At 72.9% G+C, this 22,641-nt stretch carries 16 protein-coding genes; 7 read left to right on the top strand and 9 right to left on the bottom strand.

Annotated features, from left to right (window positions below; genetic code table 11):
- The first annotated feature begins 213 nt into the window (after positions 1-213).
- Positions 214-1,506: an amidase gene (locus ACQPZP_RS08510; RefSeq protein ID WP_433477078.1), complete on the top strand. Its 1,293-nt coding sequence runs from the start codon at positions 214-216 to the stop codon at positions 1,504-1,506.
- Here ACQPZP_RS08510 and ACQPZP_RS08515 read toward each other — a convergent pair.
- The 3 genes from ACQPZP_RS08515 to ACQPZP_RS08525 all read right to left on the bottom strand — a co-directional run bounded on the left by ACQPZP_RS08515 (position 1,497) and on the right by ACQPZP_RS08525 (position 6,160).
- Positions 1,497-4,208, bottom strand: coding sequence for an AAA family ATPase (locus ACQPZP_RS08515; RefSeq protein ID WP_433477079.1), 2,712 nt, complete (start codon positions 4,206-4,208; stop codon positions 1,497-1,499). The two genes, ACQPZP_RS08510 and ACQPZP_RS08515, sit on opposite strands and share 10 nt — an antisense overlap.
- 90 nt (positions 4,209-4,298) lie before the next feature.
- Positions 4,299-5,201 (bottom strand): serine hydrolase, encoded by a 903-nt coding sequence (locus ACQPZP_RS08520; protein WP_433477080.1) that lies wholly within the window; start codon positions 5,199-5,201, stop codon positions 4,299-4,301.
- Positions 5,198-6,160 (bottom strand): LysR family transcriptional regulator, encoded by a 963-nt coding sequence (locus tag ACQPZP_RS08525; protein WP_433477081.1) that lies wholly within the window; start codon positions 6,158-6,160, stop codon positions 5,198-5,200. The genes ACQPZP_RS08520 and ACQPZP_RS08525 overlap by 4 nt, the downstream gene beginning before the upstream one ends.
- A gap of 112 nt (positions 6,161-6,272) precedes the next feature.
- On the opposite strand from ACQPZP_RS08525, the gene ACQPZP_RS08530 reads away from it, so the two are divergent.
- Entirely contained in the window at positions 6,273-7,922 is a 1,650-nt protein-coding gene (locus tag ACQPZP_RS08530; RefSeq protein ID WP_433477082.1) for a penicillin-binding transpeptidase domain-containing protein, read from the top strand.
- A 47-nt stretch (positions 7,923-7,969) separates the two neighbouring features.
- On the opposite strand, the gene bla is transcribed toward ACQPZP_RS08530, so the two are convergent.
- From bla to ACQPZP_RS08545, 3 genes are all read right to left on the bottom strand, one after another.
- On the bottom strand, positions 7,970-8,923 hold the full coding sequence (bla, locus tag ACQPZP_RS08535) for a class A beta-lactamase (RefSeq protein ID WP_433477083.1): 954 nt from the start codon (positions 8,921-8,923) through the stop codon (positions 7,970-7,972).
- Between the two features lie 107 nt (positions 8,924-9,030).
- A complete protein-coding gene (locus tag ACQPZP_RS08540) occupies positions 9,031-10,065 on the bottom strand; it encodes a magnesium transporter CorA family protein (RefSeq protein ID WP_433477084.1) in 1,035 nt (344 codons plus the stop codon).
- An 8-nt stretch (positions 10,066-10,073) separates the two neighbouring features.
- Positions 10,074-11,090 (bottom strand): LacI family DNA-binding transcriptional regulator, encoded by a 1,017-nt coding sequence (locus ACQPZP_RS08545; protein ID WP_433477085.1) that lies wholly within the window; start codon positions 11,088-11,090, stop codon positions 10,074-10,076.
- Positions 11,091-11,203: 113 nt separating this feature from the next.
- Between ACQPZP_RS08545 and ACQPZP_RS08550 the strand changes: the two genes are divergently transcribed.
- Positions 11,204-12,397: an MFS transporter gene (locus ACQPZP_RS08550; protein ID WP_433477086.1), complete on the top strand. Its 1,194-nt coding sequence runs from the start codon at positions 11,204-11,206 to the stop codon at positions 12,395-12,397.
- A 7-nt stretch (positions 12,398-12,404) separates the two neighbouring features.
- Here the strand turns inward: ACQPZP_RS08550 and ACQPZP_RS08555 are convergent, their stop codons facing one another.
- Positions 12,405-14,096, bottom strand: coding sequence for a dolichyl-phosphate-mannose--protein mannosyltransferase (locus ACQPZP_RS08555; protein WP_433477087.1), 1,692 nt, complete (start codon positions 14,094-14,096; stop codon positions 12,405-12,407).
- A 94-nt stretch (positions 14,097-14,190) separates the two neighbouring features.
- On the opposite strand from ACQPZP_RS08555, the gene rsmI reads away from it, so the two are divergent.
- Both rsmI and ACQPZP_RS08565 read left to right on the top strand, forming a co-directional pair.
- Positions 14,191-15,027 (top strand): 16S rRNA (cytidine(1402)-2'-O)-methyltransferase, encoded by an 837-nt coding sequence (rsmI, locus tag ACQPZP_RS08560; protein ID WP_433467158.1) that lies wholly within the window; start codon positions 14,191-14,193, stop codon positions 15,025-15,027.
- 139 nt (positions 15,028-15,166) lie between these two features.
- Positions 15,167-15,469: a hypothetical protein gene (locus ACQPZP_RS08565; RefSeq protein WP_433477088.1), complete on the top strand. Its 303-nt coding sequence runs from the start codon at positions 15,167-15,169 to the stop codon at positions 15,467-15,469.
- Between the two features lie 57 nt (positions 15,470-15,526).
- Here the strand turns inward: ACQPZP_RS08565 and ACQPZP_RS08570 are convergent, their stop codons facing one another.
- Complete coding sequence (locus ACQPZP_RS08570) at positions 15,527-17,302, bottom strand: hypothetical protein (protein ID WP_433477089.1); 1,776 nt, start codon at positions 17,300-17,302, stop codon at positions 15,527-15,529.
- A gap of 311 nt (positions 17,303-17,613) precedes the next feature.
- On the opposite strand from ACQPZP_RS08570, the gene ACQPZP_RS08575 reads away from it, so the two are divergent.
- Both ACQPZP_RS08575 and ACQPZP_RS08580 read left to right on the top strand, forming a co-directional pair.
- Positions 17,614-18,966, top strand: coding sequence for a glycosyltransferase family 2 protein (locus ACQPZP_RS08575; RefSeq protein WP_433477090.1), 1,353 nt, complete (start codon positions 17,614-17,616; stop codon positions 18,964-18,966).
- A 209-nt stretch (positions 18,967-19,175) separates the two neighbouring features.
- The gene (locus tag ACQPZP_RS08580) at positions 19,176-20,996 is read left to right on the top strand and encodes a hypothetical protein (protein WP_433477091.1); all 1,821 of its coding nucleotides are present in this window, start codon (positions 19,176-19,178) and stop codon (positions 20,994-20,996) included.
- Here ACQPZP_RS08580 and ACQPZP_RS08585 read toward each other — a convergent pair.
- Positions 20,993-22,615: an ArnT family glycosyltransferase gene (locus ACQPZP_RS08585; protein WP_433477092.1), complete on the bottom strand. Its 1,623-nt coding sequence runs from the start codon at positions 22,613-22,615 to the stop codon at positions 20,993-20,995. The genes ACQPZP_RS08580 and ACQPZP_RS08585 overlap by 4 nt on opposite strands.
- Positions 22,616-22,641: the final 26 nt, after the last annotated feature.

The following is a 22,641-nucleotide window of genomic DNA, read 5'->3' on the forward strand; positions in this document are numbered from 1 at the left end:
AGCGTCTCCACTAGGTGCGTTGAAGCTTGCCTCGTACTCGTGCGTAGGTTCACTGATCCCGGCGTGCGGTCGATGAGCGGGCTACGGTCTGCGACGAGTGGCTGACACTGAGCGACGGATGGGAGACACAGAGCGACCGGTGGGGTGACGGTAGTGGCGGCCGCGGTCTGCGATGCTACGCAGATCGGTACGGACAAGCCGCAAGGAGGCGGAGTGGGCGGGTTCTTCACCGGACGGACGCTGGCGGACATCGGACGCGACCTGCGGACCGGGCGGGAGTCGGCACGGAGCCTGGTCGCGCGGGCCCTGGAGTCGGTCGACCCGGACCTCAACGCCTTCGTCACCCTCGATCCGGAGGGCGCCGAGGCCGCCGCCGCGGCGGCCGACGAGGAACTGGCCTCCGGCGCCGACCGGGGCCCGCTGCACGGCGTCCCCGTCGCGGTGAAGGACATCATCGACGTCGCCGGGCTGCCCACCGGAATGGGATCCGCGCATTTCGACGGGCACCTCGCCGAGGACGACGCGGTATGCGTGACGAGGCTCCGGAACGCCGGCGCCGTGATCGTCGGGAAGACCGGCACGCAGGAGTTCGCGTTCGGCGGCACCGGCGACGTGTCGGTGAACGGGCCGGTCCGCAACCCGCACGACCGGGAGCGGATGTCCGGCGGCTCCAGCAGCGGCAGCGCGGTCGCGGTCGCCGCGGGCATGGTCCCGCTCGCCCTCGGCACGGACACGGGCGGATCGGTGCGCATCCCCTCCTCGTTCTGCGGGATCGCCGGGTTCAAGCCCGCGCACGGTGCCATCCCGGCCGGCGGCGTGTTCCCGCTGTCCCGCTCGCTCGACCATGTGGGCGTCCTCGCCGCGACCGCCGCCGACTGCCGGATCGCCTACCACGCCCTGACCGGACCCGCGGAGCCCCCGCCCGAGGACGGTGGCGCGCCGGACGGACGCGTCGCCTGGATCGAGCCGCCCGCCGCCGACCCCGAGGTGGAACGGGTCGTCCGCGCGCTGTTCCCGGACGCGGTGCCCGAACGGATCGACTTCGACGGGCTCCGGCAGGTGTTCCTCGCCATCCAGTTCAGCGAGGCGCACGACGTGCACGCCGAGCGGGTCGCGGAGGCGCCCGGCCTGTATCAGCAGGTGACGCTCGCACGCCTTCAGAAGGCCGCCCAGATGCCCGGCTGGCGGCTCGTCCGGGCGCTCCGCGAGCGGGACCGGTACGCACGCGAGGTCGCCGGGCTGCTGGACCGCTACGACCTGCTGGCCATGCCCACCATGCCGATCACCGCGCCGCGGATCGGCGCGACCGAGGTCGGGCTCGGCCCGCTCACCGCGCTCCTGGTCAGCCTCACGTTCCCGTGGAACGTCCTCGGCCTGCCCGCGCTGAGCGTCCCCGCCGGAACCGCCGGCGGGCTGCCCGTCGGCGCGCAGCTCATCACCCGGCCCGGCGCGGAGGACCTGCTCTTCCGCGCCGCCGAACGGCTCGCCAGCGCCGCTCAGAGATAAAGGCCGAAGAACTCCTCGGGGTGATCCAGGAGCGGGGGCAGGTCCTCGGCCGTCAGCGTGATGAGCTCTTCCCTGGACGGCGTCTGGATCGGCTCGCTCCCCTTCTCGGCCCGGGCGTCCTTCACGACCGGCACGGCGGCGGAGGCGACGCGGTCCGCCTGGTTGGCGACGGCGACGTCCAGCATGTTGCGCATCAGACGGCCGTTGCCGAAGGACGGACCGCGCGGCGCCCCCCGCAGCATCGTCCGCAGGACGTCGTCGGTGCCGGGCGCCAGCTCGAACCCGTCGGTGGCGGCGAGCTGCCGGAACACGGTGATCAGCTCGTCGTCGGTGTAGTCGGGGAAGTGGATCTGCTTGGGGAACCGGGAGTCCAGGCCGGGGTTGGCGGCGAGGAACTCGGCCATCTCCTGCTGGTAGCCGGCGACGACCACGACGAGGTCGTCGCGGTGGTCCTCCATCAGCTTGACCAGCTCGGCGATCGCCTCGTGCCCGTAGTCGCCCTTCAGCGGCGACTGCGTCAGCGTGTACGCCTCGTCGATGAACAGGACGCCGCCGATCGCGCGTTCCACCAGGCGGCGCGTCCGGGGCGCGGTCTGCCCGATGTACTCGCCGACGAGGTGGGCGCGGGACGCCTCCACCAGGTGCCCGGACGACAGGACGCCGAGCCGCTTGTAGATGCGGCCGAGCAGCCGGGCCACCATCGTCTTGCCGGTGCCCGGGTTGCCGGTGAACACCATGTGCCGGGTCGGCGGGGTGATCCTCAGACCGGACTCGCTGCGCAGCCGCGCGGCGTGCGTCCCGGCGACGAGCAGCGCGATCTCGTGCTTGACGGTGTCGAGACCGGTGAGGTCGCCGAGCTCCGCCAGCGGGTCGCCGGCGGCCTGCGCGGTGTCCAGCGTGAGCGGGATGTCGGGCTTGCGGACGACCGGCTCGGCGTCCGCAGCGGTCCTGGCCCGGACCGCGGCGACCACCTGGTCCGCGAGGTGCGGGGCCAGGCGGGCGTTGCGGAGCGTCTGCATGGGCGGGGTCGCGGCCAGCAGCGCGCCCGCCGCCTCGACGGCCGGCCGGGTGCCGCGGACGCCGCGGGCGTCCAGCGCGCGGCGGAACAGCTCGGCGTGCCCCGCCGCGGTGAACGGCCGGGTCCGCGCGATCCGGAACCGCTGCGGCAGGACCGGGTTGACCTCGCGGATCCGCTCCTCGCCGCCCGCGTCGCACAGGGCGACCAGGTTCAGGTCGGGGTGGACGGCGAGGAGCCGGTGCAGCTCGGCGGCCAGCGCCTCGCCGTTGCCGGGGTCGGCGACGACGCCGTCCAGGCCCTCGATGATCAGCAGCCGGTCGCCGGCGCAGTCGCGGGCGTCGGCGTGCAGCTTGGCGACGGCGTCCGACAGGCGCTGCCCGGTGAACAGGTTGTCGGTCACCCAGTGCGGGTCGCGGCCGAGCGCGAGCGCCTTCCCGAGTTCCTGCGCGGCGTCCCGTTTTCCGGTGCCGTCCGGGCCGCAGATCAGCAGCCGGACGGGGTCGCTGCCGCGGGTCAGCTCGTCCAGCGCCGCCACGACCTCCGGCTGCTCCACCAGCGACGTGGCGATCTCCGGACGCGCGGCCGCCTTCCGCCCGGCCGCCCCGTCCGCAGCGGGCACGCTCGTCAGCGTCTCGGTGAGCGGGTTGACGACGCGGCGGCGCGGCGCGTAGAGGCGGCGCAGGTCGGTCTGGAACTGGCCGACCGGGATCCACTCGGCCTTCGGGAACCACGGGTCGCCCGGCAGGCCCTGGACGACCGCGATGAACCGCATCGCCATGTCGAGCCAGCCGCGGCACGCGTCGGCGGCGCCCGCGACCAGCGCGCGGACGAGCCACGCCCGCGTCCGCTCCTGCCACGCGCCCGCCTTGAACCCGCGGCGTTCCGCGGCGAACCGCCGCTGGAGCTCGTCGTAGCGGTCCTCGCCCAGCGCGACCGCCAACTCGGCCGGGACGTGCTCCATGCTGCCCTGCAGCAGCAGCTGGATCAGGTGGACCTCGACGCTCTCCTCGCGCGGCGCCGCGTCCGTCAGATGCTCGTAGGACGCGAGCAGCCCGGTGCACACCCACTCCAGGTAGCCGACCGGGCCGAGCAGCTCGGGCACGGCCGCGACGATGTCGTCGCCCGCGTGCGCGTGCCAGTGCTCCCGCAGCTCCATCTTGGGCAGGTTCACGTCGCAGACCGGCGCGTCGTCGTACAGCCGAAGCAGTGCCTTGCGCCGCTCCTCCAGCGGCTCGATGCCCTCCAGCACGGACAGGCAGTCGCGGGCCAGCTCGATCGCCAGCTCCCGGTCGGGCGCCTCGATCAGCCAGTCCACCGGTGGCCGCCATCGGCCGCCCGGCGCGTCCCAGCGGGTCATCCGGGTGCTGAGCGGGCCCGGGTTCACCAGGTGCCGGTGCAGCAGCCGCTCCGGCAGCTGCGACCACGACCCCGCCTTGATCGCCCCGCCGCCCGGCAGGAACGCCAGCATGCCGAAGATCTCCGCGGTGACCAGCGACGCCGGCAGCGTCAGCAGCTTGTGCTCGTCGGTGGTCAGCTCCACGGCCCGCGGGTCGGCCGCCAGCCCGTCGATCCGCGCCGAGATCTCCTCGAACAGCCCGTCCGGGACGCGCCACGGACCATGCGAGTAGACGTCGAGCACCGGCTCGTCGGTGAGCAGTAGCTCCAGATGATCCGGCAGCCGCAACGAAACTCTCCCCAAGAAGGCTTAAAACCGGGGTACAGCCTACGTTTCCCGGGGACGTGGTGTGCTCATTGCGTCACCCTTGCCGCGCGGTCAGGGGCGGCGGAGCGATTCCACGGCCAGGCGCGCGGCGGTGCCGATGACGGCGTCGGCCTGTGGCAGGACGGCGATGGGCAGCAGCGACCTCGTGAACACCGCCACCGCGTAGCGGCCGCCGTCCGGGTACTCGACGGCGCCGACCTCGTTGCGGACGGTCGGCAGGGTGCCGGTCTTGCCGCTGACGACCACGTCGTCGTAGGGGAATCCGGACGAGAGGCGGTGCGGCCACACCTGGAGGCCGAACAGGCGCCGCATCGCCGCGCAGCCGTCCGGCGGGGCCGCCTCGTCCCGCCAGATCATCGACAGCAGCCGCGTCATGTCGCGGGGCGTGCTGCGGCTCGTGCGGAGCGGATCGAGGGCGCGCAGCCGGGCCCGGACGGCCGGGTCGTCCAGCCTGGCCCAGACCTCGGCGAAGTCGCTCACCCCGGCGTCGGTCAGCAGGGACTCGTGCAGTCCGCGGCCGTCGACCTCGATGACGGTGTCGCGGAGCCCGAGCGCGGCGGCCGTCGCGTTGACCGCGTCCAGGCCGACCCGGTCCAGCACGAGGTCGGCGGCGGCGTTGTCGCTGACGGTGATCATCAGGCAGGTGAGGTCGCGCAGTGACATGCGCACCTCGTCCAGCAGCGCCGACACCCCGGTCGGGCCGGCGGTGCGGTCGTCCGGGCGCAGCGTGACCTGCTCGGCCGGGTCGAGCAGGCCGTCCGCGGCCTGCCGGTGGAACGCGACGAGCAGCGGCACCTTGAACACCGACGCGAGCACCACCGGATCGTCCGCGCCGACCGCGACCTCCCGCCCGGTGTCCATGTCCACGACGTGCAGGAACCCGGTCACTCCGGCGGACTGGAACTCCGCCTCGATGCGCGCCCTGACGTCCACGACCTGATTCGTCTCGCTCATGCCAGGAACCCCGAAGACGGGCGAGGAACCACCCGGCGGGTGGGCGCGCCGTCCAGTGGCGTCATGTCCGCCTCGTCGCGCAGCACGGCGGTCGCGACGGCGGTGAAGTCGGCGATCGCGCGAGCGTGGTCGGGGTCGCCCGCCCGCCGCCACGCGCAGGACGTCCGCCATGCGAGAGGCTCGCCCACCAGCGGGCGCCACGTCACCCCGGCGGTGTCGTCGGTGCGCGGGGCGATCGCCACGGCCGTCCCCGCGAGGACGAACCCGTGCGCGAACCCCGGATGCCGCGCCTCGTGCACGGCCGCGGGCGCGTACCCGTGCCGCCGGCAGCCCGCGAGCAGATCGTCGTGCGCGCCGGGCGCCTCACCGCGCGGCGGGACGACGAGGTCGCGGGCGCCGAGGTCGGCGAGATGCACTTCGGGCGACGCGGCGAGCTCCCCGCCCGCGGGCAGCAGCACCCCGAGCGGCTGCCCCAGCATCGGGCCGAGCTCCAGGTCGCGGGAGTCGCACGGATGCCGGACCACCCCGGCGTCCAGCGCGCCCTCGGCGAGCGCGCGGACCTGCTCGTCCGTCCCCGTCTCGCGCAGGTCGAGCCGCAGGTCCGGGCGGCGCTCCCGGAACGCGGCGATCAGCGCGGCGACGATCGGCCCGCCGAGGTCGCTCGGCAGCCCGGCGCGCACCGTGCCGACCTCGCCCAGCCGGGCCCGCTCGGCGACGGAGTAGATGCGGTCCACGCGGGTGAGGATGTCACGGGCCTCGTCCAGCAGCAGGCCGCCCGGGGCGGTGAGCCGGACCCGCCGGCTGGACCGGTCGAACAACCGCACGCCGAGCTCCTTCTCCAGCCGCTGGATACGCTGGCTCAGCGGCGGCTGGGCCATGCCGAGCCGCTCCGCCGCGCGGCCGAAGTGCAGTTCCTCGGCGACCACGACGAAGCATCGCAGATGCCCCACCAGGTTCACGACCAGCGATGATACCAATCCCCATATCTTCCCGACATCGATATCAATCTTGGACTTTTCGGGCAACGGCTGGTGTCCTTGTGCCTTCATCGAGGGGGAAGGAGTTCTGGCGATGAGCCGATCCCGTGTGCTCGCCGCCGCCGCGATCGTGGCGGCGGTCGTGATCGTGGGGGCGGGGGCGGTGTGGTTCCTGCGCGACGGAGCCGATCCCAGGGACACCGCGGAGCGCTATCTCGCGGCCTGGAGCAGTGGCGACGTCGCCACGATGAAGACGCTGACCGACCGTCCGCCCGCGGATTTCGAGACCCGGTTCACCCGTATGCGGGACGAACTGGGCGTCACCAAGCAGCGCTACACGGTCGCCTCCGTGGGACGTCCCAAGGACGACCGGGCGGGCGGCTCCTACAGCGCCGAGCTGACGCTGGCCGGTGACCGGACGTGGAAGTACACCGGGTCCCTGCCGCTGGCCGAGAAGGACGGGAAGTGGCTCGTCCGGTGGTCGCCGCAGGTCGTGTACCCGGAGCTCAAGGAGGGGCAGCGGCTTCGCGCGGGCCGCACCTGGCCGGACCGCGCCGCCGTCCTCGCGGCGGACGGCAGCGACCTGAGCACCTCGCCGTCCGGGTCCGCGCAGCAGCTCGCCGGGCCGGTCGGGCCCGCGTCCGCCGAGGCGGCGAAGAAGCTCGGCGCCCCCTACCAGAAGGGCGACCCGGCCGGCGCGGACGGCCTGCAGAAGCAGTACGAGCGGCGGCTCGCCGGAACGCCTGCGCTCGCCGTCCAGATCGTGGACGCGGACGGCACCGCGGTGAAGACGCTGCAGCGGTTCGGCGGCACCGAGGGCAAGCCGCTGAAGACGACCATCGACCCGAAGGTGCAGGCCGCCGCGGGCAACGCGCTCGCGGCCGCGGAGGAGCCGGCGTCCATGGTGGCGCTGCGCCCGTCCACCGGGGAGATCCTCGCCGTGGCGAACAAGCCCGGCGGCTACAACCGCGCCCTCATGGGCCGGTACCCGCCGGGGTCCACGTTCAAGGTCGTCACCGCCGCCGCGCTGGTCGCGGGCGGCATGTCCCCGTCCACGAAGGTCGGATGCCCGGCGACCACCGACGTCGGCGGCCGCTCGTTCCACAACTACAAGCACGAGGACTTCGGGACGATCCCGCTCCGTGAGGCCTTCGCGCACTCCTGCAACACCACCTTCGCGCGCCTCGCCGTGGACAAGCTCGGCGAGAAGCGGCTCGCCCAGGTCGCGGCCCAGTTCGGGTTCAACGCCCCGGTGATCGCCGGGCTCCCGGCCGTCCGGGCGGCGTTCCCGGACAACAAGGACGACACCGCGTTCGCCTCCGCGTCCTTCGGCCAGGGCGAGGTGCTGACCAGCCCGCTCAACATGGCGGGCGTCGCCGCCGCGGCGGCGGACGGCACCTGGCGTTCGCCCCGCCTCGTGGACGCCGCCCTCGCCGCGCAGGCCGCCGACGCCGGAGGCCGCAAGCCGGAGGCGCCGAAGAAGCTGGAACCGGCCGTCAGGAACGCGCTGCACTCCCTCATGCCGGCCGTCGTCAGCGAGGGCACCGCGTCCGGCGTCGCCTTCCCGTCCGGCACGGCCGGCAAGACCGGCACCGCCGAGTTCGGCCAGGGCGACAACCCGCCGACCCACGCCTGGTTCATCGGCTACCGCAAGGACGTCGCCTTCGCCGTCATCGTCGAGGGCGGCGGCACCGGCGCCGAAGCCGCCGCCCCCATCGCCGCCACCTTCCTCAAAAAGGTCTGACCGACCGTGCGGCCCCCGGCGCGCTCCGGCGCCGGGGGCCGACGTGGTCAGCGGAGAGCGTGGGCGAGGATGCGGGCGGTTTGGGCGACGGCCTTGTCGTCGGCCTCGTCGTCGGCGCCGGGGCGATTCGTGGTGATCACGATGATCAGCGGGGGGCCGGACGGCGGCCAGGCGATCGCGATGTCGTTCGCGGTGCCGTAGGTGCCGCCGGTGCCGGTCTTGTCACCGACCGTCCAGCTCTTGGGGAGCCCGGCGCGGATGCGCTTGTCCCCGGTCACCGTGGCCTTCATCCAGCCGATGAGCCGCCTGCGGTCGGCGGGCGCGAGCGCGTCGCCGACGGTGAGCGCCCGCAGGTCCGTCGCCCATGGGCGAGGCGCGGTCGTGTCGCGCTTCTCACCCGGCCTCCAGTCGTTGAGCGCGGTCTCCCAGCGGTCGCTGCGGCTGACGCGGTCGCCGAGGGAGCGGAGGAAGGCGGTCAGGCCGGCAGGTCCGCCGATCTGCCTCAGCACCAGGTTCCCGGCGGTGTTGTCGCTCTCGGTGATCGCGGCATGGCACAGGGCGGCGACGGTCATGCCCGTGTCCACATGCTTCTCGGTGACGGGGGAGTACTCGACGAGATCGTCCTTCGTGTAGTGGATCACCTTGTCGAGCAGGCCCGGATCGGTCCGCCGCGCCTTCCGCAGGACCGCGCCGCAGGCCATCGCCTTGAACGTGGAGGCGAACGCGAAGCTCTCGTCCGGCCGGTGGGACACGACGCGCCCGGTGCCGGTGTCGATCGCGTACGCGCCGATGCGCGTGCGGTGCGTCGCCTCGATGTGGCCGATCTGCCGCGTGACCTCGGCCTGGGCGCGGTCGGGAGAAGGCGCGTGGGAGGTGTTGCTCCGCGGCGCCGCGCTCTTCACGGCGGTTCCCCCGGAACCGCAGCCGGTGACCCCGGCGAAGGCCGTCAGGGCCAGGGCGGCGGCGCTGAGCCGCCTGGCTCGGGTGGTGTTCTTCGTCATGCCGGAGAGCAGACCAGAACGGCGAAGGCCATGTCCAATATTGATATAGCGCGGAATTCGATATGGAAATTGATATTCGTGTGCCGTGACCTGCCGATGCGAACCGGTCAGAGCCAGTCGCGGAGCTTGAAGATGACGTAGAGCACGACGCTGAAGACCACGATGATGATCGTGCTGGCGATGAACCCGGAGTGCTGTGAGAACCCCGGATACGGGACGTTCTGCCCGTAGAACCCGGTGACGGCGGTCGGCACCGCGATGATCGCCGCCCAGCTGGTCACCTTCTTCATCACCTCGTTCATCCGGTTGCCCTGCAGCGCCAGCCGCGTGTCGAGCAGGTCGGCGACGAGGTCGCGCAGGCCGTCCGTCCACTCCGCGACGCGCAGTGTGTGGTCGTAGACGTCCTGGAAGTAGGGGACGAGCGGCGGCGGGACGATCCGCAGGTCGCGGCGGAGCATCGTGTTGAGCACCTCCCGCATCGGCAGCGCCACCCGCCGCAGCGCGGTCAGGTTCTTGCGCAGCCGGTAGCTGCGCCGTTGGATCTCCTTGACCGGGAACTTGTCGTCGAAGACCAGGTCCTCGACCGAGTCGGTCTCGTCGTCGAGCGCCTGCACGGCCTCCAGTTGCAGGTCGACGACCAGGTCGAGCAGGCCGTAGAGCAGGAACGCGGCGGTCGGTTCGCCGGGCCCGGTGTCCGGGCTCTCGTCCCAGCGCCTGATCAGCTCGTCCACGTCGAACCGGCGGTCCTGCCGGACCGTGACCAGCGCACGTCCGCTGATGAACGCCGACAGCTCGCTCATCGCGAGATCGCCCTCGTACACCCGCGGGACGTAGACGTTGAGGAACACGTAGCCGTCGTAGCGGTCGAGCTTCGCCCGCTCGTGCCGGGACACGGCGTCCTCGACGGCGACCGGGTCGAGCCCCAGCTCGTCGCTGACGACGTGCAGGTCCTCGTGCCGCGGTCCGCACAAGTCGAGCCACACGACGACGTCCGGGCGCTCCAGGTAGTCGCTCACCTCCGCGACGGGAAAGCCCTCCGCCTCGACCTTGCCGTCTCGCCATGCCCGCGTCCGCGGCGGTGCGCTGCCGATCCGGTTCTCCGGATGCCGCTCGATATCGGTCTCGGACGGATGGGATCCCATGTGCCCCCTTATACCCGGCTTTGCCGCACCCGGTCCGCGGGGATGGCCGTCGAGGCGCGGACGACGAGCTCGCCGGGCAGGACGCGCGAGGCGGGGCGGCGGCCGGCGAGAAGGTCGAGCAGGGCCGTCATGCCCTGCGCGCCCAGTTCCCCGGCGGGCAGCCGGACCGTCGTGAGCTCGGGTTCCAGCGCCGTCGCCAGCAGGACGTCGTCGAACCCCGTGACCGACAGATCGGACGGGACGTCCAGGCCGAGCGCGCGCGCCGCCTTGTACGCGCCCGCCGCGATCAGGTCGTCGTCGCAGACCAGCGCGGTCGGCGGATCGTCGCCGGCCAGCAGCCGGGTCGCGGCGTCCTTCGCCGCCGTGACGTCGATCGCGCACGTGTACCGGGTCAGGACGCCGCCGGGCAGGGCCGCGACGGCGGCGGCGAGGGCGTCGCCGCGGGCGCGGAACGTCCACTGGTCCACGGCGGCGGCGACGTGCCCGATCCGGCGGTGGCCGAGCCCGGCGAGGTGCCCGGCGATCGCGCGCATCCCGTCGGCGACGCCGAAGCCGACGGTGGGGACTGCGGCGTCCGGGCCGCTGTCGAGCATCACGACCGGCGTGCCCCGGAACTCGGCGAGCGCCTCCACGGCCATCGAGGACGCGAGGACGCCGTCGATCGCCTCGTCCGACCCGAACGGGCTGTCGGCGGGACCCACCGCGTCGTCCGGCCAGGTCGAGACCACCACCCCGAAGCCGTGCCGGGCCGCGACCCTCGCCGCGCCCGTGTAGACGGGACCGAAGAACGGTGCGGTCAGAGTCGGGACCATCAGCAGGACGGTCCGGGTCGTGCCGAGACGCAGGTTCCGGGCCGCCTGGTTGGGCCGGTAGCCGAGCCGCTCGGCCGCGCTCCGCACGCTGCGCGCGGTGGCGGGGGAGACGCGCCCGCTCCACTTGCCGCCCAGCACGAGCGAGACCGTGGACTGCGAGACCCCGGCCTCCTGAGCCACGTCCTTGCTGGTGGGACGGCTGATTGCCGGCACCTGCGCCTCCCGGAGGATGAATGTGACGAATTCAGACTAGAGCGGACCCGCCCGGAAGTGGTACGTATGACGCGGTAAGTACTACGTATGACGGGAACCCGGGGGCCGAATCGATGCGCGGCTATGTCGTCTTCCTGCGGAGGCCGTACGCGGGACGGCTGCTCGGCGGCACCCTGCTCGGCCGGCTGCCCAACGGGATGGGCATGCTGGCCGTCGTCCTGCACGTCCGCGCGGACGGCGGCGGCTACACCCTGGCCGGCACCCTCGCCGCGATCCTCGGGCTGGCGACGGCCGCCGGGCAGCCCGTCCTCGGCCGCGCCATGGACCGGTTCGGCCAGCCGCGCGTCCTGCTGCCGGCCGCCTGCGCCGCCGCCGCCGGCTTCGTCCTGCTCGCCGCCGTGGGCGCGCACCCGCTGCCGGTTTCGGTCGCCGCCGTGTTCGTCGCCGGATTCGCCACCCCGCCGCTGGAGGCCGGGCTGCGCGCACTGTGGCCGGACGTCCTGGACGGCCCGGAGCAGGTCGACGCCGCCTACGCGCTGGACGCCGCCGCCCAGGAGATCATCTTCACCGTCGGGCCGCTGCTCGTCGTCGCCGCGGCCGTCGTGAACACCGAGACGGCGCTGCTGATCACCGGAGCCCTCGGCATCGCCGGGACGCTCGTCGTCGCAATGTCCGGGCCGTCCCGCAGATGGCGGGGCGCGCCGCGCGCCTCCGACTGGGCCGGGCCGCTGCGCTCCCCGGGCCTGCGCGTCCTGCTGCTGTCGCTCGCCTGCGCCGGGATCGCGCTCGGCGTCTACGCCGTCGCGGTCGTCGCCTACGCCGAGGAGCAGGGCCGCGGTCTCGCCTCCGGGCTGCTCCTGGCGTGCATGGCGGGCGGCGCCCTCACCGGCGGGATCGTCTACGGCGCCCGGTCCTGGGCGGGCGAGCCGCACCACCGGCTGCCCTGGCTGCTGGCCGCGCTCGCCGCCGGATACGTCCCGCTCGTCATGGCGCCCGGCCTCGCCGTCATGTCGGCGCTGGCGTTCGTCTCCGGCGTCTTCCTCGCGCCCGTGCTGGCGTGCAGTTTCACGCTCGTCGACCGGCTCGCGCCCAGCGGGACCGTCACCGAGGCGTTCGCGTGGGTCGTCGCGGCGGTCGGAGCCGGTGGTTCGCTCGGCTCGTTCGTCTCCGGCGTCGGGCAGGACGTGGCGGGTGTCCCCGGCGCGTTCGCGGGAGCCGGGTCGGGCGGTGCCCTCGCCCTGGTCCTGTGCCTGCTGGGTGCCCGGACGCTGCGTCCCGCCGCCGTCCCCGCGGAGGCCGTCGCCTAGCCGCGCGTCACACCCACTTCTTGAACCAGATCCGGTTGTGCCAGTCGTCGTACGGGATCGTCTGCGCCGACAGAATCGGATGGAAGTAGGCGAAGTTCGCCAGCACCACCAGCAGGAACGCCCCCGCGGCGGCCGCGCCGACCAGCCGCCTGATCCCCGCCCCCTGGGCGAGTGGGACCGGTGCGTACGCCCCGCCCTCCTCGTGCGCATCGGCGGGCAGGTCGTGCGCGGTGGCGAAGGCCTCGCCGTGCGGGCCCGCCCCGGGTCTCGCCGCGTGCGCGCCCGCCGTCCAGGCGGGCGCGGGTCCTATCAGGTATCCCAACACCAGGACCACCGCCAGCACCATGAACGGGATCAGCGGCGTCGCGTAGAACAGGAACATCGTCCGGTCGGCGAACGCCGACGGGAACCAGGACAGCCAGCCCGCGAGGAAGCCGAGCAGGATCGCCCCGGCCCGCCAGTCGCGCAGGAAGAACCAGATGAACACGACGACGATCAGTGCGGCGAGCGCGCCCCACCACAGCGCGGGGGTGCCGATCCCGAGGATCTCGCGGGAGCAGCGGTCCGCGCCGCACGACTTCGGCTCGGTATAGAAGAACGCGACCGGACGCCGCAGGATCGGCCATCCCCACGGCCACGACTGGTACGGGTGTTTCGCGTCCAGCCCGGTATGGAAGTGGAGCATCTGCGCGTGGTAGTTCCACAGGTCGGGCATCGCCTCGAACGGCCGCAGCAGCACACTGCTGGACACCTCGCCGCGCCCCCAGCCGCCCGGCTTGAAGATCCACCCCCACCAGGTCGCCAGGTACGTCACCAGCCCCACCACGACGATCTGCACGAACGCCGGGACGGCCTCCAGCAGCATCATCCCGGCGAACGGGGACCGCACTCCGGCGGCGCGGCGCGCGCCGTAGTCCCACAGGACGGTCATCACCCCGAACGCGGCGACGTAGAAGATCCCCGTCCACTTGGTGGCGCAGGCGAGGCCGAGGCAGATCCCCGCGCCCCATCGCCAGCCGTGCGCGAGGAACGGGCCGTACACCGAGGTCTCGCCGCGCTCGATCCTGTCGACGAGGTCGCGGCGGGAGCGGTCCCGGTCGTTCACCAGGCAGGCGAACCCGGCGAGGACCCAGAACATCACGAAGATGTCCAGCAGCGCGGCCCGGCTGGTCACGAACTCCAGGCCGTCCAGCGCCAGCAGCAGCCCGGCGGCGCAGCCGAGCAGCGTCGAGCCGGTCATCCGGCGTGCGACCCGACAAAGGATCAGCACCGACAGCGTCCCGACCAGCGCGGGCATGAACCGCCACCCGAACGGCGTCGCGCCGAACATCCACTCGCCCATCGCGATCATCCACTTGCCGAACGGCGGATGCGCGACGAACGCGGGCCCGCTGCCCCAGATGTTCGCGTGCGGGTCGGCGATGAGCATCTTGTCGGCGTTCTCGACGGTGTTGTGCTCCCAGCCGAACTTCAGCAGGGCGAGCGCGTCCTTGGCGTAGTAGGTCTCGTCGAACACGACCGCCTTCGGCGACCCCAGCCCGGCGAACCGCAGGTACCCGGCGAGTGCCGTGACCAGCAGCGGGCCCAGCCAGGACAGCCATGGGCTCCCCGGGATCGCGGGGGCGAGCCACTCGCGCAGCGGTGGCGGCCTGCGCCGGGACGCGATGGCCGGGGCGGAAGCCAGATCCGTCGTCGCCATCCTGTCATCGTAGGGGCGGTTCCAGGGGGTCGCCTCCTGGGCTTCCGCCCGTGACGGGGGTTCCAGGGGGTCGCGCCCCTGGGAGAATGAGCGCGTGACTGGGACCCTGCTGCTCGCCGCGGCGCCGATCGGACGGGCCGAGGACGCGTCGGCAAGGCTGCGGGCGGCGCTGGCGGAGGCGCCGGTGATCGCGGCCGAGGACACCCGCCGGCTGCGCCGGCTCGCGGGCGATCTCGGCGTCGGGCTCGCCGCGCGCGTCGTGTCGTACAACGACCTGAACGAGCGGGCGCGGGCGGCGGGGCTGGTGGAGGAGCTGCTGGCCGGACGCGACGTGCTGGTCATCACCGACGCGGGCATGCCCGGTGTGTCCGACCCCGGATACCGGCTCGTCGTCGCGGCCGTCACCGCGGGCGTCCCGGTGACGGTGCTGCCCGGGCCGTCCGCCGTGACGACCGCGCTGGCGGTGTCGGGGCTGCCGACCGACCGGTTCTGCTTCGAGGGGTTCCCGCCCCGCAAGCCGGGCGAGCGCGCCCGGCGGCTGGGCGCGCTGGCGGGCGAGCCCCGCACGATGGTGTTCTTCGAGTCGCCGCGCCGGCTGCCCGCCACCCTCGCGGCCATGGCGGAGGCGTTCGGCGCGGACCGTCCCGCCGCGGTCTGCCGCGAGCTGACCAAGACCTACGAGGAGGTCCGGCGAGGGCCGCTCGCCGACCTCGCCGCGTGGGCGGCGGACGGCGTGCTCGGTGAGATCACGCTGGTCGTCGGCGGCGCGCCCGAGCCGCGCGGGCTGTCCGACCCGGCAGACCTGGCCGCGGCGGTCGCCGCCCGGGAGGAGGCCGGGACGCCCCGCAAGCAGGCCATCGCGGAGATCGCCCGGGAGAACGGCGCCCCCAAGAGAGTCGTTTACGACGCAGTCGTGAAAGCCAGGAAATAGTCACGGCATCGGAACGGTCCAAACGGTTCTTTCTGGGAATAACGCAACTCGGTGGCGTGCGACCGGGGGCACTATGGGCTCGGCCGAGTCACCATGGAATCGGAACGCGGGCGAGATGGTCAGCGAGGGGGTGAGTGCCGTGCAGGATGTGTGGTCGAGCCATGAGGTATGGGTCTTCGAGTGCCTGAGCTGTGCGACGACCTGGGACGAGGACTTCGAGGTCCGGCACTCCGGGGATGGTCACGGCAACGAGGCCGTCATCTACGAGCGGAAGGGCCAGCCCTGCACGACGCCCTGGATGGACCGGTCCTGCCCGACCTGCGGCAGCCAGAACGTCAAGGCGCTGTCCGCGGTGCGCGGCAAGCAGGCCGAGATCCCGAAGGCCCGCGGTGGCAGCGACGTGGCGATGGTCTTCCATCTCCGCCGGATGCACGCCTGGTAGCCCGGACCCGCGGGTCCGGCCCCGGCGCGGCGCCTGGAGCTCCGCTCCAGGCGCCGGTCAGGCGGGGACGCCGGTGGTCTCCCGGCTCTCCTGCGGTGCGTCTTCGGCGGTCTTCCGCGTCCTGGCGCGGGCGACGAGGGTGCGGGTCCAGCCGGTGACCGTGCGGCGGGCCTCCGGGGTGAACGCCATCCCGGCGGCGAGCGCCGCCAGCGGGACGGCGGGCAGCACGTACCGGTAGTCGAACTCGGCGGTGGCCGCCGGCGCCAGCAGCAGCCCGGTCGCGAGCGTCCACGGCAGCAGCGCCTCGCCGCCGAACCGGCGCCACAGCGGGATCAGCCCGGCCAGGCCGATGAGCAGGATGCCGCCGACCATCGTGCCGCGCAGGTAGAAGACGTCCTGGTAGCCGCGGGCGACCCCGGCGAACGGCTCCACGACCTGCGTGCGGGCGTCGCCCTGCTCGTAGCCCCGCGCGTCCTGGGACGCGGTCCCGCCGTGCGGCATGTGCCAGTCGGGCAGCGGGCGGCCGGTCTTGCCGAACTCGTACTGCGAGTACGTCGCCGGGTCGGGGAACACGGTCCGCTTCCACCGGAAGACCCGGAAGAAGTCGTGCGCGACGACCCGCAGGTAGTCGTCCGGCTGCGCGACGATCGCCCGCTTGGCGAAGTCGTTGCCGAGCTTGTTGTTCTCGGGGCTGAACCGCGTGCCGGTATAGCGGTTGAACGGGGAGCGGGCGTTCCAGATCCCGTCCTGGGAGTTGGGCAGCCGGTTCGCGGGCTCGGTGCACAGCGGGTACTCGCTGACCGGCAGGTCCTTCATCTCGTGGCAGTCGGCGAACTTGTAGACCCGCGCGTACAGGAAGATCCCGTTGCTCTCGGTGATCGCGAACTTGTCGCTGTCGGCCTTGTACCAGCCCATGTAGGCCAGGACGGGCAGCATGCAGGCCGCCAGCGTGACCGCCATCAGCCGCCAGCCGCTGCGCCGGACCAGCATGTACACCAGCACGCCGAGCAGCACCGGCATCCCGACCGAGCGGGTCAGCCACGCCATCCCGACGATGAGCCCGACCGCCGCGGCGATCTTCCAGGTCGGGCGGTCGTGCCACAGCAGCAGGGTGACCGCGCACATCACCAGGAAGGTGAACATGGTGTCGGACAGGACGAGGTGCTCCAGCTGCAGCTGGTAGGCGTCCAGCAGGACCGGCGCGGACGCCAGGGCCGCGCCCCAGCCGGGCAGCCGGAACTTGCGCCGCAGCAGCGCGTAGATCATCACGCCCATGGCGAGGCCCATGAGGTGCTGGATCGCGGCGACGAGCGCGAAGCTGTGGAACGGCTTGAGGGCGACCAGCAGGAACGAGTACCCGTCGGGCCGCAGCGGATGCGGGTACGGGTCCATCGCGACGTTCAGGTAGTCGAAGCTGTCGTTGAAGAACATCACCGGCTGGTAGCCGAGCATCGCGACGAGCCGGAGCAGGGCCGCTGTGGCAATGATCACACTGAACGTGGGGTGGCGGCGCGCGAGCGTCCAGAGGCCGCGGGCCCGCCGCCGGACGTCCGGCTCGGCGGTCTCGTCCGCCGGGGCAGCCGTTTCCGGTCCGGCCTTCGCATCGGATTCCGGACGGTCCTTAACGGACTTTTCCGTGTCGGTGACCGTCGCCGTGCCATCGGGCGTGTCGTTCGGCGCCGTGTCCGCGGCGGCGTCCGAGGAGGCGTCCGGATCGGGGGCCGCATCGCCCGCCGTGCCGTCCGCCGTGGCGGCCTCATCGGCCGTGGCCAGGGCCGTGCCGCCCTGTGCCGTCTCGTCGAGCGCGGTGCCCCGCGGCGATTCCCCCGCCACTGCCGCACCTCCCCTTCGATGTCCGGCCCCCGGTCCGGTGGCACTGCGTTCTCCCGCACGCGTCACAGCCGTCCCACCCTTTCCGGGCCGCCGTGCCCGTATGCTTGACGTCCTAGCCTGCCGCCCGCGACCGATCCAGAGTGGGATTTTCGGTTGCAAGTGGGCAACACGATACGGGTGCTCTTGACGAGAGCGGCCATCATTACCCGTCCTCGGCAGGCATCATGAACGACGACGGGCCGCCTCCGCGGAACAACAGAGATTATCGGAAAACACCGCAGACGGTCACCAGGGGTAACGAAGGAGAACGCGTGGAACTCTCCGTAGTGATGCCATGTCTGAACGAGGCGGAGACGGTCGAGACCTGCGTCCGCAAGACGATCGGCTTCTTCGAGGACAAGGGCATCGACGGCGAGGTCGTCATCGCCGACAACGGCAGCACCGACGGCAGCCAGCAGCTCGCCCGCGACGCGGGCGCCCGGGTCGTGCCCGTGATCGACAAGGGTTACGGCAACGCCCTGATGGGCGGCATCCGGGCCGCGCGCGGCAGGTACGTCGCGATGGGCGATGCCGACGACTCCTACGACTTCACGACCCTCGGCCCGTTCCTGGACGAGCTGCGCGACGGCGCCGACCTCGTGATGGGCAACCGGTTCAAGGGCGGCATCGCCGACGGCGCCATGCCGCCGCTGCACCGCTACCTCGGCAACCCGGTGCTCAGCTTCGTCGGCCGGCTGTTCTTCGGCAGCAAGATCGGCGACTTCCACTGCGGGCTGCGCGCCTTCGACAAGGACGCCATCCTGCGGCTCGGCCTGCAGACCGGCGGCATGGAGTTCGCCAGCGAGATGGTCGTCAAGGCGACCCTGCAGGGCTACGACATCCGCGAGGTGCCGACCACCCTGTCGCCCGACGGCCGGACCCGCGCCCCGCACCTGAACACCTGGCGTGACGGCTGGCGTCATCTCCGCTTCCTCATGCTCTACAGCCCCCGCTGGCTGTTCCTCATCCCCGGTCTCGTCTTCATGACGCTCGGCCTTGTCGCCGGGATCGCGCTGTCGACCGGCCCGGTCACCGTCGGGGAGATCGCGTTCGACGTCGACACGCTGGTCGGCGCGTCCGCCGCGCTGATCATCGGCTTCCAGGCGGTGCTGTTCGCGCTGCTCACGAAGGTCTACGCGATGCAGGAGGGATTCCTGCCGCACGACCGCCGGGTGCAGAAGCTCATCGACTGGTGGAGTCTGGAGCGCGGCCTGCTGATCGGCGGGCTGCTCGCGGTCGCCGGTCTCGGCGGTCTCGTCGCGTCCCTGCTGCACTGGCGGGTGAACAGCTTCGGCGAGCTTGACCCGCGGCACTCGCTGCGCATCGTCGTGCCCGCCGCGACCGCGCTCGTGATGAGCTTCCAGGCCATCTTCGCGTCCCTGTTCGTCAGCATCCTCGGCATCCGCCGCCGCCAGCACCCGCCGATCGTCGACGTGGCGGAGGAGGCCGCGGGCGTCGTGGACGCCGCCGCGCACGAGGTCGCCAGGAGTGAGGCCGCGAAGGCGGACAAGGCCGGGAAGACGGATGCGGAGCGGCCCGAGCAGGAGCCGGCGAAGGCGGGCGCCAGCAGGGCGGACCTGCCGGCGGCCGACGACGGCGACGAGGACGGCATGCCCGAGGGCTGACCGGCCGCGGGCATCCCCGGCGCGGCGCGTGCTCCGGACCGTCCGATGTTCGTCACCATCTGAGAACATGACGGGACGGACCGTGCCGAATCGTGAGAAGTTGCTGAGTGTTCCCGAGCGGGGACCGGCGCACCGCCAGCACTGTGACAGGCTTGACCGTCGATGGATCTTCGTTCCCCGGCAGCCCGCGCCCGGCGCGCCGTACGCCCATGAGCACACGTACGCCGCCGGACGCCGCGCCGCCGACCGCCGCGGCGGTCGCCCGGCCACCGGTCGCGCCGCCGGATCCGGTCGCCGCCCCGCCCCGGCTCGACCGGCGCCGCTGGGCCTGGCTGTTCGTGCTCGGCTGGGTCGCGCAGGTCGCGGTCCGGCTGTGGCTCGGATCGGGGCAGACGGTGCCGGTGGCGACGCCGGACGAGTCCGGCTACCTGTTCGCCGCCCGCGTCCTGACCGGCGGCCCGGACGCCGACATGTCGTTCGGGACGGTCTACCGCGGCGGCTACCCGCTGCTGCTGACGCCCGCGTTCTGGATCGGCGCCGGCCCGGTCGGCGTGTACCGGGCCGCCCTGGTGATCAACGCGCTGGTCAGCGCGGCGATGCTGCCGCTGGCCTACCTGCTGCTGCGCCGGCTGCGGCTGCGGCGGCGCTGGTCGTACGTCTTCGCGCACGTGACGGCGCTGCTGCCGTGCGTGCTGTTCTACTCCGAGTTCGTGCTGACGGACGCGATCCTGCCGGTGATCCTGGTCGGCTGGCTGCTGCTCGTGCACGCCTGGCTGACTGCTCCGCCGCCTGCCGGGCGCCGCGCGTCCGTCCGGCTGACGCTGTCCGGGACGGGCGCTTCGCTGCTGGTCGCGTACGCCTACGCATGCCACACGCGCGGAGCGATCCTGCTGGTCGTGCACGCGGCGCTGCTCGGCATCGCGATGGTGCGGCGGTGGCGGTCCTGGCGCGACGCGTCCGCCGCCGCGCTCGTCCTCGCCGCCGGGACCGGTGCGGGGATGCTGCTGAACCGGTCGCTGCTGCCGCACATGTACCCGTCTGGCGACAACGACCTCGGCGGAAACGTCGTCCGGCGCCTCACCACGCTGGACGGGTGGGGCTGGATGCTGTCGCTCGGCACGGGCCAGGTCTGGTACCAGGCCGTCGCGACCGGAGGAGTGGCGGCGATCGGCCTCGTCACCGTGGCGTTCCTCGCCATCCGCCCGCGTACGGCGCCGGGCACGCCCGGGCAGGTGCGGGCGCTGGCGCTCGGTCTCCTCGCGATCGTCGCGGGCATCGCGTTCGCGACCTCGGCGGCGCTGCCGGTGGAGTACCGGATCGGCAACTACGTGTACGGCCGCTACCTCGCCTGCGTCATGCCGGTGCTGTTCATGGTGGGCGTCGCGGTCCTCGCGCGCGCATCACGGCGGACGCTGCTGTCCGCGGCGGGCGCGGCGGCCGGGATGGCGGTCATCGCCGCGTGCGTCGTCCAGTGGTACGCGGGTGACCTGCTCACCCAGTACACCTACACGGCCTACGACTTCCCGGAGACGTCGTTCCTGACCTGGGACTGGACGGCGTTCCGGCTCTGGCACGCCACGCTCACCGGACTGGTGCTGCTCGCCCTGGCGGTCGCGGCCGCCGGGCTGCGCCGCCACGGCCCGCTGCTGCTGGCGGGCCTGCTCGCCCTCGTCGCGGTCGGCATGTGCGTCACCGCGACCGACCGGATCGCGCGGCCCCTCGTGCGCGCCGAGACCGCGCACACCGACCTGCGGCGCGACGTCGACCTGGCGAGGCAGCGGTCCATCGCCGTCGACTGGAACGTCTGGTGGACGATCCGGCTCTCCCAGTACTACTGGGCCTGGTGGAGCGACGGCAGCGTCTTCGACGCTCGCTGGACCGCTCCGCCGCAGAACGTCGACCTGGTCGTGCTGGCATGGCCGAAGGACAAGTCAGCCGCCGCGTCCTGGCCGAAGGGCGCCCCGCCCGGCTGGCACGTCGTCGACAGCCGCCGCACGGTCGAGGGCGACTGGGTCGCCTGGTCCCGTTAGTCCCCGGGCGCGGGCGGCGGGTTCCAGAGCTGCAGAACCCCGTCGGACGACCGCCACATCAGCGTCCATCCCTCGGCGGGTGACGGGCGCCAGCCGCCGCCGATCTGCGACTCCATGCCGCGCCAGCGCGTGTAGAGCATCGGCCCCTCCGTCGCGTTGCGCGGGACCTGCCCCAGGTAGTGCGGGAAGTCGCGGATCTCGCCGCGCCAGATCGGCCGGCCCCACATGTCGCGGGTGTAGAAGGTGAGGGTCTGCGCGAGCCGCCGGTCGGCGCAGATCAGCGTGATGCCGCGGTGGTCGCCGAGGTAGCCGCGCAGCTCGTTCCACGCCTTGTCGCGCGGCAGTTCCGGGACGGCGCGGACGGCGGCGACCGCGTACGTCCCGCCGAGCGCGACCGCGAGGACGGGCACCACGACGGTCCGCAGCCGCAGCCGGGACGCCAGGCCGGACGGCACCATCCGGAACATCAGGATCAGCGACCCGAACCCGCCGGCGAGCAGCGCCGGCAGCACCGCGAACCAGTACCGCTGCAGCCAGGCGCGCAGCGAGATGCTGTCCGGGTCGAGGACGCCGGAGAACAGCGTCAGCGGGACGGCGAGGGTGAAGAACCACACCAGGACCAGCGCGAGCCGCCGGTCGCGGGTGACGGCCCAGCCGATGATGGTGAGGGCCAGCGCGGCGGTGAAGACGAGGCCGAGCGGGTTCCAGTCGTGCATCGCGCGCAGGAACGAGCGGGCGGCGAGCTCCCGGGTGACGTAGTCGCGGGACTGGCCGCCGTGCTCGGCCGCCGACAGGAGCCCGGCGAGCGGGTTGCCCCACACGATCTGGTTGTGGACGAAGTTCAGGACGAGGATCGCGAGCATCGGCGCGCCGACCGTGACGTTGCGGCGCCACGGGATCCGCAGAAGTGCCAGATAGGCGGGGATGGCGAGGAACAGGAACGCCAGGAACTCGCGGACGAGGAACGACGCGCCGAGGCACACCCCGGCGGCCAGCAGCATGCGCGTCTGCGCCCGCCCGGTTCTGCGGCTCGCGACGACGAGGCCCGCCATCCCGATCGTGAACAGCCCGGCGCCCGGCATGTCCGGCAGCATCACCCCGGTCGACCAGGTGATCTCGTGGCCGTACGGGTTGGTCATCGTGAAGAACGGGTGGATCAGCAGGATCGCCGCGGACGCGACGCCCGCCACGTCCCCGAACAGGGAGCGGACGACCAGGTACGTGCCGACGAAGAAGGCGACGCCGCCTGCCCCGGCGACGACGAAGTACGCGGCCTGCCCGTCGCCGAGGACCTCCTGGACGAGCCGCGCCGGAAGCACCAGCCCGATCCGGGTGACCTGGTGCGGGACCTCGTCGAACGGCCACTGGGCGAGCGGGATGTCGGGCCAGTCGCGGGCCGCGAGCCACACGTAGTACGGGTCGAAGTACAGCGGCGGCGTCATGACCGCCCACTGGGCGGCCACCGCGGACGCCGCCACCAGCAGCGACAGCCACACGACCCGGCGGGTCCGCCGCACCCGGCGCGCGAGCCGGGCGGGGAGGCTCCGGGGCGGCCCGTCGTCCGGCGCGCCGCCGGTCACCGTACGCTCGACGGCCTCGTCGGACGTGGTCTGGGGCATGCCTGGCAAGATTACTCGCGTGCCGG

This window comes from Spirillospora sp. CA-142024 (genome assembly GCF_050942325.1).
GTDB lineage: Bacteria > Actinomycetota > Actinomycetes > Streptosporangiales > Streptosporangiaceae > Spirillospora.